Source organism: Mesorhizobium maamorense (assembly GCF_044998965.1).
Taxonomy (GTDB): Bacteria; Pseudomonadota; Alphaproteobacteria; order Rhizobiales; family Rhizobiaceae; genus Mesorhizobium.
This window is the reverse complement of the sequence record NZ_CP173356.1, coordinates 1094280-1106574: the sequence shown is the minus strand read 5'-3', so window position 1 is coordinate 1106574 and position 12295 is coordinate 1094280. Positions and strand designations below refer to the sequence as shown.

General features: G+C 64.7%; 10 protein-coding genes and 1 pseudogene. 4 read left to right on the top strand and 7 right to left on the bottom strand.

Annotated features, from left to right (window positions below; genetic code table 11):
* Positions 1-66: 66 nt before the first annotated feature.
* Entirely contained in the window at positions 67-1248 is a 1182-nt protein-coding gene (locus ACIU1A_RS05685) for a cell wall hydrolase (RefSeq protein WP_140671794.1), read from the bottom strand.
* 100 nt (positions 1249-1348) lie between these two features.
* On the bottom strand, positions 1349-2677 hold the full coding sequence (locus ACIU1A_RS05680; RefSeq protein ID WP_140663079.1) for an MFS transporter: 1329 nt from the start codon (positions 2675-2677) through the stop codon (positions 1349-1351).
* 115 nt (positions 2678-2792) lie between these two features.
* Between ACIU1A_RS05680 and ACIU1A_RS05675 the strand changes: the two genes are divergently transcribed.
* Positions 2793-3713 (top strand): LysR substrate-binding domain-containing protein, encoded by a 921-nt coding sequence (locus tag ACIU1A_RS05675; protein ID WP_404926831.1) that lies wholly within the window; start codon positions 2793-2795, stop codon positions 3711-3713.
* A 74-nt stretch (positions 3714-3787) separates the two neighbouring features.
* On the opposite strand, the pseudogene der reads toward ACIU1A_RS05675, so the two are convergent.
* Together der and ACIU1A_RS05665 are read right to left on the bottom strand one after the other, a co-directional pair.
* Positions 3788-5220, bottom strand: a pseudogene (gene der, locus ACIU1A_RS05670) (ribosome biogenesis GTPase Der).
* 3 nt (positions 5221-5223) lie between these two features.
* A complete protein-coding gene (locus ACIU1A_RS05665) occupies positions 5224-5889 on the bottom strand; it encodes a tetratricopeptide repeat protein (protein WP_140514747.1) in 666 nt (221 codons plus the stop codon).
* A 190-nt stretch (positions 5890-6079) separates the two neighbouring features.
* Between ACIU1A_RS05665 and ACIU1A_RS05660 the strand changes: the two genes are divergently transcribed.
* Entirely contained in the window at positions 6080-7093 is a 1014-nt protein-coding gene (locus tag ACIU1A_RS05660; RefSeq protein ID WP_404927857.1) for a polysaccharide deacetylase, read from the top strand.
* A 36-nt stretch (positions 7094-7129) separates the two neighbouring features.
* On the opposite strand, the gene sbmA is transcribed toward ACIU1A_RS05660, so the two are convergent.
* The 3 genes from sbmA to ACIU1A_RS05645 all read right to left on the bottom strand — a co-directional run bounded on the left by sbmA (position 7130) and on the right by ACIU1A_RS05645 (position 9942).
* Entirely contained in the window at positions 7130-8389 is a 1260-nt protein-coding gene (gene sbmA / locus ACIU1A_RS05655) for a peptide antibiotic transporter SbmA (protein ID WP_140497950.1), read from the bottom strand.
* Between the two features lie 115 nt (positions 8390-8504).
* On the bottom strand, positions 8505-9665 hold the full coding sequence (locus ACIU1A_RS05650; protein ID WP_404926830.1) for a YbfB/YjiJ family MFS transporter: 1161 nt from the start codon (positions 9663-9665) through the stop codon (positions 8505-8507).
* Between the two features lie 76 nt (positions 9666-9741).
* The gene (locus ACIU1A_RS05645; RefSeq protein WP_140520836.1) at positions 9742-9942 is read right to left on the bottom strand and encodes a hypothetical protein; all 201 of its coding nucleotides are present in this window, start codon (positions 9940-9942) and stop codon (positions 9742-9744) included.
* Positions 9943-10035: 93 nt separating this feature from the next.
* Here ACIU1A_RS05645 and ACIU1A_RS05640 point away from each other — a divergent pair, with 93 nt between their 5' ends.
* Together ACIU1A_RS05640 and ACIU1A_RS05635 are read left to right on the top strand one after the other, a co-directional pair.
* Positions 10036-11028 carry a LysR substrate-binding domain-containing protein gene (locus ACIU1A_RS05640; protein WP_404926829.1) on the top strand — a complete coding sequence of 331 codons (993 nt, stop codon included), beginning with the start codon at positions 10036-10038 and terminating at the stop codon, positions 11026-11028.
* Entirely contained in the window at positions 11025-12281 is a 1257-nt protein-coding gene (locus ACIU1A_RS05635) for an aminopeptidase (RefSeq protein WP_140564288.1), read from the top strand. The genes ACIU1A_RS05640 and ACIU1A_RS05635 overlap by 4 nt, the downstream gene beginning before the upstream one ends.
* The last annotated feature ends 14 nt before the right edge of the window (positions 12282-12295 follow it).

The following is a 12295-nucleotide window of genomic DNA, read 5'->3' as shown; positions in this document are numbered from 1 at the left end:
TCCTCCGCGCGACGGCTCTTCGAGAGACCGCGCAGCCGCGCAAAAATATGGACGCCTATCGGGCGTTCAGCTCCAGCCGCCGCCATAGGTGCGGTAGAAGATATGCAGGCCGATCTTGGTCATCTTCTGCATCGTACGCGCCCAGTTGGGATGGACGTAATTGGCATAGTAATGGGTCGACGATCCGACTTCTGGAATGAAGACCTTGCCGGCGGTCACCGCCATGCCGACATCCTGCGCGGTCTTGTAGGCGACCGGGTTGTCGATGCGCTTCTTCCTGCCGTCGCAGGCGAAGGAGAACTGGCAACGGTTGAACCAGCTGTCGTTCTGGTAGACGACGCCGCAGATCGAATTGGGATAGGCCGGATTGCGGACACGGTTGAGGATGACCTGGGCGACGGCGGCCTGGCCGCGCACGGATTCGCCCCGCGCCTCGAAATAGATGCCGTTGGCCAGGCATTTTTGCTCGGGCTTGGAGAAGACGCTCGCCGGAAGTGGATTCTGGATCCACGAATGGTCGCCCTTGGCCATCGGCGGGATGAAACGGCCGCTGTTGGGCTCCTCGTCCTGGAGCAGGGCCTCGAAGGGCGACGCCTTGGCATAATCGGGCGCGGCCTGCGCATAGGCCGTCGCCAGCACATCCGGATGATCGTTGTTGACCAGGGCGGCAAGCATGGGCGACACGCCGGGATCCGGCTTCTTGTCCTCACGCGCGTGGAATGCCGCGGCGATCTGGATTTCCTTGCCTTTGATCTGGGGTTTGGCGAAAGCCATCTTCAGGCCGCTGTCCATGCTGGGCCGCAGCAGGGATGAGGTGCGCTCGAAGATCGAGCCGGCGTTGAAGTTCTTCGGCGGGGCGACGGGAGAGATCTGGACGATGCGGCCCTTCTTGTCGGCGCGCACGATGCGGTCCTCATCAGGCGTAGTGCTGACCTTGCCGCCCTTGCCGCGAAAGGAGACGGCGCCGACGCCGGGCAGGCGCACCCCCGATCCGGAGAGCGAACCCGTCACAGCGTCGTCGACAAACGGCATCTCGGCGGCATGGACCGATCCGGCGACGGATTTCTCGACATAGGAATTCCAGCGGGTCGGCGCCTCGAGGCCGGAAACGAGGCTCGTCATATCCTGGTAGGCGGAAACCGTCGGAAATCCGATCCAGATGCCGAGGCCGACGATGAAAGGTGCCACGAGGCTGCGTTTCTTCTCACCGGCGACGGCAACAAGGCGCGTCAAGACACGTCGATGCACGGAACTCTCTCCAGGAACGCTACTGACCCCACTGGAGAGCAAAATGATGCATTAACCTTGATGGGACGTTAACAGCTTCGATCGGGTTTTCCCGGTCGGCTCAGGCTCGTGGTTGCGAAGTGGGGCGGTTTTGCGGCGGGACGGACATGGAGGCCGGCCGCAGGAAGATGGGCCACGCGATCAACGCGCACGCCGCCGCCGACAACCAAACGCCGGGCCAGGACCAGAGATGCAAGAGCCCCGGAATGGCCACCGGAACCAGGAAGAAACCTATGAAAACGAAGCTGTTGGCCAGGCTGAGCGCGGTGCCGACATGGCCGGCGCCGGCAAGCGTGGCAAGCTCGGTGTAGGCGACGCCATGCCAGGCGGAGACCAGGATGCCTGCGACAATCAGCATCACGGGAAGCGTGGCCATCACGACGGGTTGGCCGCCTGATATGGTCGGGCCGGCCAGGACCAGCAGCCAGAGCAGCGTGAAGGCAAGCGCGCTGAGCGCACTGCACAGGCGCAGGAACGGCCGGCGGTTGCCGTGGCGGTCGGTGAAGCGGCCGCTCCAGACGCGCATCGCCATGGCGCCGGTCTGCACGGCGGCGAGGCTTGCGCTGGTGGCCAGGGTCCCCATGCCGGCGAAGTCGTGCAGGAAGACCGATGCGAAGGTGAGTACGGCCACTTGCGGAAAGCACAGCAGGCCGATGGCCGCTGCGATGCGCCAGACCTCGACATTGCGCAGCGGCCGGGGCCCGGCCAGAACGGTCGGCGCGGCCGAACCCTGTGTCGGCGGTTCGTGCAGCCAGCGCCAGGCGAAGAAAGCGGAGATCACGGAGAAGGCGGCGAGCAGGCCATAGACCGCCGCGAAGCCATGCGTGGCGGCAAGCAAGGGCAGGACAAGAGCGCCCAGCCCGCCGCCAAGCGGCACCGCCGTCTGCCGGATGCTCATGGCGAATCCGCGTTCGCCTTCCCGGAACCAGCCCATGATGGCGCGGCCGCTCGAACCGTTGACGCTGCCGCCGAGCAGGCCGGTGGCGAGCAAGGCGGCGGCCAGGACATGAACGCCCGGCACGCCGGACGGGGATGGAACGACAAGCAACGCCATCAGGAACAGCCATGCCGCCGTGGCGCCGAGCCCGGTCAAAAGCACACGGCGATCGCCCCAGCGATCGGTGAGCAGGCCCCAGGGCAGTTCGCTGAGCGCAACGCCCAGACCGAGAAGGCCAAGCGCCAGGCCGAGCTGAGCATTGCCGAGATGATAGCCCTGCCGCATCAGCACCGCGGTTGCCGGTATGCCGGAGAAAGTAGCGGAAAAACCGGCATTGGCGGCGACGCCGATGCCCAGCACCTTCCAGCGGTGATTGGGCGTGAAGGTCCTGGAGCCGGAGCCTTCGGCCCGTGGCGTCGACTGACAATCGGTGCGGGTGACGATGGCGGACATGGTTTCATTCCCGTTTGCGGCCCGGTGACCGGCTTGACGGCGCATGTCTATCGCCATAGCTTTGTCCATAAAATCAGGAAGTTTTTGACGCACAATCCTAAAAAACGGGATTATCATGCGACGCGTGACATTCGACCTCGACGTCCTCAGAAGCTTCGTCACCGGAATAGAGCTTGGCAGCTTCGCCAAGGCGGCCGACCGGCTTGGCCGCTCGACCTCGGCGGTCAGCGCGCAGTTGAAGAAACTGGAGGAGCAGGCGGCGACGCCTATCTTCCGCAAGTCGGGACGCGGGCTGGCACTGACGGAAGCCGGCGAGACCATGCTCGGCTATGCGCGGCGGCTGGTCGAGCTCAATGACGAGGCGGCCGCCGCCATCCATGATGTCGAGCTGGAAGGCTGGGTGCGGCTCGGCCTGCAGGAGGATTTTGGCGAGGCGGTGCTACCTGACGTGCTCGGCCGCTTCGCCCGTGCCCATCCCAAAGTCAAGATCGAGGCCCGCATCGCGCGCAGCCATGAGCTCGCGGAGCGGATCATCTCGGGCAGCCTGGACATCGCACTTGCCTGGCACAGCGGCGCGACGCTGCCATACAGCCAGCATGTCGCCGACGTGCAGATGCGCTGGATCGGCCCGGCAAAGCGCATCGAGACCAGCCTGCGCCATGGCGAGCCGCTGCCGCTGGTGGCGCTGGAAGCACCTTGCCTGTTGCGCACGGTCGCAACCGAAACGCTCGACCGCGCCGGCCTGCCCTGGCGCATGGCCTTCTCCAGCCCGAGCCTTGGTGGCATCTGGGCGGCTGTTGCAGCCGGGCTCGGGCTGACGATCCGCACCGACATCGGCCTGCCGGCCAGCGTCAGCGCGATGACGCCGGAGATTGCCGGTCTGCCGGCGCTGCCCAGGATGACGCTGTTCCTGCACCGCAGGGATGCCGAACCCGAACCGGTGGCCACCCGCCTCGCCGATATCCTGCTGGAAGCGGCGCGGCAGGCACTACCGGAGGGCGCGCGGACGGATGAGAACCTGCTGAAGGTCGCCTAGGCCCTGGTCGCAACCCCTCTTCGTCATTCCAGGGTCTACACCGCGTCGAAGGGTTGGCACCCTTCCCCCGGACGTCAGCGCTTCTTGGCCCTGCCGGCAAAGGGATTGTCCGAAGTCCTCAACGCCATGCGGATCGGTACGCCCGGCATGTCGAAGGCTTCGCGCAGGCTGTTGGTGAGATAGCGGACATAGGATTGCGGCATCGCATCCGGGCGCGAGCACGAGACGACGAAGCCCGGCGGGCGCGTCTTGGCCTGCGTGACATATTTAACCTTCAGCCGGCGACCGGCAACCGCGGGCGGCGGATGATGCGCAAGAATGCCTTCCAGCCAGCGATTGAGCCTGCCGGTCGAGACGCGGCTGTTCCAGACCTTGTGCGTGCGGATGACGGCTTCCATGAGCTTGTCGAGGCCGCGGCCGGTCTCGGCCGAAACCGTCACAGCCTGCATGCCGCGCGCCTGCGGCAAAGCCGTTCGGTCTTTTCGCGCAGTTCGGCCAAGAGTTCCTGCGGATTGTCGATCAGGTCCCATTTGTTGAAGGCGATCACCGGCGCGCGGCCCTCGCGGATGATCAGGTCGGCAATCTGGAGATCCTGCTTCTCGAAAGGGATGGTGGCGTCGAGCACGATGATGACGATCTCGGCGAAGCGGATGGCGCGCAGGCCATCCTGCACCGACATGACCTCGAGCTTTTCATGGATCCTGGCCTTGCGGCGCATGCCGGCGGTGTCGAACAATTTTATGCGGCGGCCGCGCCAGTCCCAATCGACCGAGATGGAGTCGCGGGTGATGCCGGCTTCCGGTCCGGTCAAAAGCCGCTCCTCGCCGATCAGCGCGTTGATCAGCGTCGACTTGCCGGCATTGGGGCGGCCGACGACGGCAATGCGCATCGGCTTGGTGTCGTCATAGGCCGGCACCTCGTCGGCGTCGGGATCGGCGATATCCTCGCCGATCAGCACCTCGCTGGAGGCGATCTCCTCGTCGTCGTCCTCATCTTCGCCAAAGGCTCTCGCCTCGCCAAGTGCGGCGATCACCGCGTCGCGCAGGTCGGGCATGCCTTGGCCGTGTTCGGCCGAGACCGGAACCGGCTCGCCAAGCCCGAGCTCCCAGGCCTCCAGCATGCCGCCCTGCGCGCCCTTCGCCTCGGCCTTGTTGGCGACCAGCACGACCGGCTTGCCGGATTTGCGCACGATCTCGGCAAAGGTCCGGTCGTCCGGCAACAGGCCGGATTTGGCGTCGACGGTGAAGAAGATCAGGTCGGCCTCACGGATAGCGATCTCGGTCTGCGCACGCATGCGGCCGGGCAGCGTCGAGGCGGCGGCGTCCTCGAAACCCGCAGTGTCGATGACGTCGAAATGCAGGTCGTAAAGCTTTGCCGCATGGACGCGGCGGTCGCGGGTGACGCCCGGCGTGTCATCGACAAGCGCCAGCTTCCTTCCCACCAGCCGATTGAAAAGAGTCGATTTGCCGACGTTAGGCCGGCCGATGATGGCGACTTTGAAGCTCATATGTCACGACGCGCTGCCCGAGCCGCGGATCAGCTCGGACATCAGGGTCGCCCGTTCACGGGTGTTGCGCGGGGCACCGTCATCGGCGGCGATCTGGTCGAACAGCTTCAGCGCATCCTGGGTCTTGCCTTCCTTCCAGGCGGCCAGCCCGAGCGCCTCGCGCGCGGTGTGGCGCAGCGTGTTGGTGTCCGAGGTCAGGGCCTCGACGCGGCTCGACACATCGGCGAAGGAGCCGTGATCGACCAGCAGCAGCGCCGCCCTCAACCGCGCCATGTCGCGAATGCCCTGGGGAATGGCGGCGTCGGCCGCCACCTCGTCGAAATCCTTGACGGCTGCGTCGACATCGCCCTTGTCGGCCTTGACGGTGGCCGCGCGCATGCGGGCGAGCAGCGGATAGGCGCCGTAGCCATCCTTCTCCAATTGATCGAGCGCGGCCAGCGCCTCGTCGTTCTTGCCGTCATTAGCCAGCTTCAACGCTTGCGAGAAGGCATCGCCCGAACGGTTGGCGCGGGTCTCGTCCCAGTAGCGGTAGCCGACGAAGGCGGCGGTGCCGAGCACGACCAGCACCGCGACCACAAGCAGGGCCGGGCCGAAACGGTCCCACAGCTTCTGCGCCTGTTCGCGACGGATCTCGTCGTTGACTTCACGGATAAAACTGTCGTCGGACATCAATAAAACCATTCCTGCCCCGGGCCGGAGCGTTCGCGAGCCCGCGTTTTAGCGAAATTTTGTCGGCATGGAAGGGGTTCGACCGGAAAATCACCTATTCGCGGGGCAAACGGACGAAAAGGCCACCGCACCCACGCCACATTTGCGCTATAGCGGGGCCAAAACCGCCCGGGGTCAGTAGCTGTTGCCAATATCCTTTTCGTCTCGCGTTGCCGCGTTCTGTCTCGCTTCGCTTGCCACGGCCGGTGCGGCTTTCGCCGATCCACCCGGCTCGCGGGCGCCTTTGCCGGCAAGGCCGAAGCAGGTCGTCATCATCTCCTTCGACAGCGCCCGCGACATCTCGCAATGGAAGCGCAGCCGGGCGCTGGCGAAGCGCACCGGAGCGCATTTCACCTATTTCCTCTCCTGTGTCTTCCTGCTGTCATCGGAAACGCGCAGCCAATACACCGCGCCGCGCAAGACATCGGGCAAATCCAACATCGGCTTCGCCGCCTCGACGCAGGAAGTGAGCCAGCGGCTGGAGCAGATCGGGCTTGCGGCATCGGAAGGCCATGACATCGCCAGTCATGGCTGCGGCCATTTCGACGGCAAGGACTGGAGCAAGGCCGACTGGCTGAAGGAGTTCGCCTCGTTCGAGCACATCCTCGAAAACGCCTATGCGATCAACGGCATCGAGCCCGAGCCGACCGGCTGGCGCGATTTCGCGCGGCATGCGGTGGTTGGCTTCCGCGCGCCCTATCTGTCGACGAGCAAGGCGCTCTACGAGGCGCTGCCCGCCGCCGGTTACCGGTTCGACGCCAGCGGCGTCTCGCGCGGCCCGGTCCAGCCGCCGACCACCGCCGGCCTCGCGCGCTTTTCACTGCCGCAGATCCCGGAAGGACCGAAATCGCGGCCGGTTATCGCCATGGACTACAATCTCTATGTCAGGCATTCCGGCGGCTTCGAGCGGCCGAGCAAGGCAGGCGAGTTCGCGGACCGCACCTACCAAGCTTTCCGCGCCGCCTTCGAGGATCAATACCGGGGCAAACGCGTTCCGCTGCAACTCGGCTTCCATTTCGCGCTGATGAATGACGGCGCCTACTGGAACGCGCTGGAGCGTTTTGCCGGCGAGGTCTGCGTCAAATCAGACGTCGAATGCATCAGTTTTCGCGATTACATCTCGCGGCAGGGTTCTGGCCAGAAGCAGGCTTCCGTCGGCGGCTGAGCCGCCGACCCGTTTCGCACCCAGGTCTTTCCTGACTTAAGCGGGATCCTCGGCGCCTTGCCGCGCCAGATAGCGCTGGTCGATTTCCGGCAGCGGCTCGCCCTGCAGCGTCGCCTCGAAGGCGCGCAGGCGCTTATGCACCGATTGCAGTTCGACGATGGTCGACCAGGAGGTGAGCAGGAACTGCAAGGAACCCGTCACCTTGCCGAATGCATTCGAGATCTGGTTCAGCGCGCCGAACGTTATCTTGTGGGCGACCAGCGACGGCCCGAGGATCAGCAGCGAGAAAATATTGTCGGCCTGCAGGTAGGTGTACCGGACGACATTGAAATAGATGTAGTGGAAATACAGCCGGAAATAATTGTGGCGAACATTGGCGAACAGCGCGGCGGTGGTGGCGGGCTGGGCCCGGTCGGCATGATCCTCGCCGTAAACGAGCTCCTTGCGGTAGGCCGCCTCCACGCGCTGGTTGCGGAACTGCAGCCCTGGAAGCTTCATGCCGGCGATCATGACCGAAATCGTTCCGAACAGACACCAGGCCAGTGCCGCGACCACCAATGGCTGGGGTATCGCGCCGATGATCGGCAACTCGGTTATATGGGCCTGCAACTGGATCATGACCGGCAGGAAGGCGATCAGCGTCATGATCGACTGGACGAAGCTGGAACCCAGATCTTCCATGATCTGGGAAAACCGCATCGTGTCCTCCTGGATACGTTGCGAGGCGCCCTCGATGTGGCGCAGCCTGCCCCAGTTCTCGACGAAATAGTTGTTCATCGCCGTGCGCCAGCGGAAGATCCAATGGCTGACGATGAAGGCGTTGACCACCTGCACGTTCATACCGACCAGCGCAAGCCACGAGAAATCGGCCAGCCCAATGTAGAATTCGGCGTTGGTCGATTTTCCGGTGCCCGACATCAGCCCCTGCACATAGTCGAAGAAGGGCCCGTACCAGGCATTGACGGCGACGCTGACCTGCACATTGAAATAGATGAAGAACAGGATGACCGCCGTCATCAGGATCGACCAGCGTTGCCACGGATGCGGCGAATACCAGCTCCAGAACGCATAGAAAGCGACCACGCAGAACGCGAAGTAGATGTAGAACCAGAGAAACGGCTTCGAGACGAGGACGGCGATGCCGATAATGGGCGGTGCACCGGCTGCTGCCGGCGGCAGGCCGAAGACGGCGCCCAGTTGCTCACCCCCGAAAAACCAGAACAGGATCGCCGCAAGGCTCCAGACGGCGGCCGAAGAGAAAAACAGCTTCGGCTGCGGGAAGAAGGATACGAACACTGTGGCGAATTCCTCGATTTTTGCGCAAATCAGCTGGGTTCAGCAGGCATAAAGTCACACATTAGGGGGAAAGAAAATGCCCATGCCCGATGCCCGGCACCGAGCAAACCCACAATCATGGCGATTTTGGCGCGGCCGACCATATGATGACGCCGGAGGCGACCAGAACGGCCGCGGCGGCGATCGAGGCAAGGAAGAAATCGCCCGACGCCTGCGCCAGGAGCCCGGCGGCAATCGGGCCGATGATCTGGCCAAGACCGAACGAAGCCGTCATCAAGGCGAAGGTCCGCCGGGGAGCTTGTGGCGCCAGTTGCCGCGCGGTCTGCAGGCCGATCGCGGTGATGGCAATGAACGTGCCGCCAACGAGCAGGCCGCCGAGCAGCGGCCCGGTGCGCCCGCCTGCCGCGACGCTTGCGACAATGCCGACGACTTCGACGAAACATCCCAGCGCATAGGTCGTGTAAAGGCCGATCCGTGCCGATATCTTCTGCCAGAGCCAGACCGAGGGAAAGCCGGCAAGACCGGTGACCATCCAGACCACCGCCTCGAACACGCGTCCGCCGCCGCCTTGCCGGACAATGGCGACCAGGAAGGTCGCTGTCACCACGTAGCCGAAGCCGAACAAGCCGTAAGCGACGATCACCTTGGTCAGCGAGCGGTCCTTTGGCAGCGCCGGCTCGCGGCCGGTATCGCCGCTGGCCAGCGGACCGCTGTCCACCAGCAGCGCCACCACGATGAAGCCACAAGCCGAGATCGCCGCCGACCACAGCCAGCCCGCCGCCCAGCCGGCATGTTCGCTGACCAGGGCCGCCATCAGCACCGAGGACACGGCGATGCCGAGGCCGACGCCGCCGAAATGCCACGCCTGCAGATCGCTGCGGCCGGCCGCGGCAAGATGGCTGAAAACAATGCTGGCCAGGAACACCATGACGAAGGCGCTGGCCAGGCCTGCAAGAAAGCGGATGACGAGAAACGCGGCGATCGTATCCGACAAGCCCATCAGCGCGGCAAGCAAGGCGCTGGCGCCGAGGCCGGCCAGCATCAGCAGGCGCTCGCGCCCATGCGCCCAGCCGCCCGCCGCGGCGAAGGCGCCGGCGAGGTAGCCGAGATAGTTGGCTGACGCGATCCAGCCCGCATCGGCCGCCGACAGATGGAGTTCTTCCATCATGCCGGGCAGGATCGGCGTATAGACGAAACGACCAATGCCCATCGCGACAGCCATGGCGATCATGCCGGCGAAAGCGAACCGCAGCGCTGTTGAGGTGGCGGATGTCATCGCGGTGCACAATAAGTCCGTGGACCGGCGACACAACGCGCTTGCGTTGGGCCAGGCGCCGGGCCGTCAGCACCAATCAGCGGCAGCCCGCTTGCGCCGTCTCGTGGGCAGTGCGACGCGCCGTCAGCCGGAACGGCATGTCGCCGAGCTCACGCTCCGACATGGCGTCCAGCACGGGATGCGCAAGCGGATCGGCCAGCCAGGCGACCATTTCGCAGCCGTCTGGCGGCTCGTGCACAGGGAATACTATCTTGAGCGACGATAACAGCCTCAACATGTCAGCCTCCGCAGGCCTGTCCCGTGAATAAAGTCTGCGCTTTCGGCATCACTTTCAATTGAGATTTCAGCCCCGCTGGTTTAGAAAAACTCAATGGCCATGCTCAACCGCGTCCACCTCAACGGCCTTCGCGCCGTGGAGACCGTCGCCCGTCTCGGCTCGCTCGCCGCGGCCGCCGGCGAACTCAACGTTTCGGCCAGCGCCGTCAGCCAGCAGATAAAGCGCGCGGAGCAGCAGCTCGGCCAGGCCGTGTTCGAGAGAACGGCCAAGGGGCTGGTCCTGACGGAATTCGGCGCCATGTTCGCGACGCGCCTCGGCGCAGGTTTCCGCGAGCTCACCCAGGCCGTGGCGCTGGCCGACGAGGCGCGCCAATGCACGCTGGTGGTTTCCGTGGCGCCGGCATTCGCCTCCAAATGGCTGCTGCCGCGGCTGTCGCATCACTTCACCCGGCATCCCAACGTGCTGTTGCGCATCGACGCCTCGGTGCGGCTGGCCGACCTCGACCATTCCGATATCGATATCGCCATCCGGCTCGGCGACGGCAAATGGCCGGGCGGCAAGGCGGAGTTGCTTTTGGCACAAGAGGTGTTCCCGGTCTGCGCACCGTCGATAGCGAAGAAACTGAAATCGATCGAAGACCTTGCCCAGACCTGCGCGATCACCGACGAACGGGCGATGATCAACTGGGAAAGCTGGTTCGCCGCGGCCGGTGTCGAACCCGTCACCTTCCTGAAGGGCGCGCGCTTCACCGATCCGATGCTTTGCCTGGAATCGGCGATTGCCGGCCATGGTGTGATGCTGGGTTGGCAGTTGCTCGCCGCCGACGCGCTGGCCGACGGGCGGCTCGTCGCGCCGTTCGGGATCCGCGCCCAGAGCGGGCTTGGCTATTGGCTGGTGACCTCCGCCGCCAAGGCCGAAAGCCGCAAGGTCCGGGATTTCAAGCTCTGGATCAGGGAAGAGATCGAGGCGACGATGGCGCGGTTCGGCTCCGCGAAGACGGGCACGACCGATGCGATCACGGTGGAAAGCACCGTGGCGCCGGTCTATGTAGAGTCCGACATCAAACTACGGCAGGCAGGATCATGACCACACATTCGCGCGGCGTTTCCGCAACGATCGACCCGGTGAAGCTCGACAGGCTGGCCGAAGTCGCCATCAAAGTGGGGCTGCAATTGCAGCCCGGGCAGGACCTGGTGCTGACCTCCTCCATCGCCGCGCTGCCGCTGACCCGGCGCATCGTCGAGCATGCCTACAAGGCCGGCGCGGGGCTGGTGACGCCGATCTTCAACGATGACGAGATCACGCTGGCGCGCTTTCGTTATGGCGCGGACGCCGGCTTCGACCGCGCCGCCGGCTGGCTCTATGAAGGCATGGCCAAAGCCTTCTCCAACAATGCGGCGCGACTTGCCGTGCGCGGCGAAGATCCTTCGCTCCTGTCGGCGCAGGACCCGGCGAACGTGGCGCGCGCCAACAAGGCCAATTCGATGGCCTACCAGCCGGCGCTGGAAAAGATCACCGGCTTCGACATCAACTGGAACATCGTCGCCTATCCCGATCTCGCCTGGGCCAAGCAGGTCTTTCCCGATGATGCCGACGACGTTGCGGTGGCCAAGCTCGCCGACGCCATCTTTGCCGCCTCGCGGGTGGACGTGGAAGATCCGATCGGCAACTGGAAGGCGCACAATGCCGCCCTTCGCAGCCGCACCGAATGGCTCAACGGCCATGCTTTCCATGCGCTTCATTTCACCGGGCCGGGTACCGACCTGACGGTCGGGCTGGCCGACGGCCATGAGTGGATGGGCGGCGCCTCCACCGCCAAGAACGGCGTCACCTGCAATCCCAACATCCCGACCGAGGAGGTCTTCACCACGCCGCATGCGCGGCGGGTTGAAGGCCATGTTTCATCGACCAAGCCGCTCTCCTACCAAGGCACGCTGATCGACGAGATCTCGGTGCGTTTCGAGGGCGGCAGGATCGTCGAGGCGAAGGCTTCGAAGGGCGAGGACGTGCTGAAGAAAGTGCTGGACACCGACGAGGGCGCACGCCGGCTTGGCGAAGTGGCGCTGGTGCCGCATTCCTCACCGATCTCGGCGAGCGGCCTGTTGTTCTTCAACACGCTGTTCGACGAAAACGCCGCCTGCCACATCGCGCTCGGCCAATGCTATTCGAAGTGCTTCGTCGACGGCGCCTCGCTCAGCCAGGCCGAGATCGCGGAGCGCGGCGGCAACAAGAGCTTCATCCACATCGACTGGATGATCGGCTCGGACAAGATCGACATCGACGGGGTCGGCAAGGACGGCAGCCGCGTGCCGGTCATGCGCAAGGGCGAGTGGGCCTGACGGGAGCGCACGAA

What these genes read in the sequence shown, in the direction of transcription:
- ACIU1A_RS05680 (WP_140663079.1), bottom strand. Translation starts at nt 2,677, where the DNA reads ATGTCCGCCATCGTCACCCGCACCGATTGTCAGTCGACGCCACGGGCC.
- ACIU1A_RS05675 (WP_404926831.1), top strand. Translation starts at nt 2,793, where the DNA reads ATGCGACGCGTGACATTCGACCTCGACGTCCTCAGAAGCTTCGTCACC.
- ACIU1A_RS05665 (WP_140514747.1), bottom strand. Translation starts at nt 5,889, where the DNA reads ATGTCCGACGACAGTTTTATCCGTGAAGTCAACGACGAGATCCGTCGC.
- ACIU1A_RS05650 (WP_404926830.1), bottom strand. Translation starts at nt 9,665, where the DNA reads ATGACATCCGCCACCTCAACAGCGCTGCGGTTCGCTTTCGCCGGCATG.
- ACIU1A_RS05645 (WP_140520836.1), bottom strand. Translation starts at nt 9,942, where the DNA reads ATGTTGAGGCTGTTATCGTCGCTCAAGATAGTATTCCCTGTGCACGAG.
- ACIU1A_RS05640 (WP_404926829.1), top strand. Translation starts at nt 10,036, where the DNA reads ATGGCCATGCTCAACCGCGTCCACCTCAACGGCCTTCGCGCCGTGGAG.
- ACIU1A_RS05635 (WP_140564288.1), top strand. Translation starts at nt 11,025, where the DNA reads ATGACCACACATTCGCGCGGCGTTTCCGCAACGATCGACCCGGTGAAG.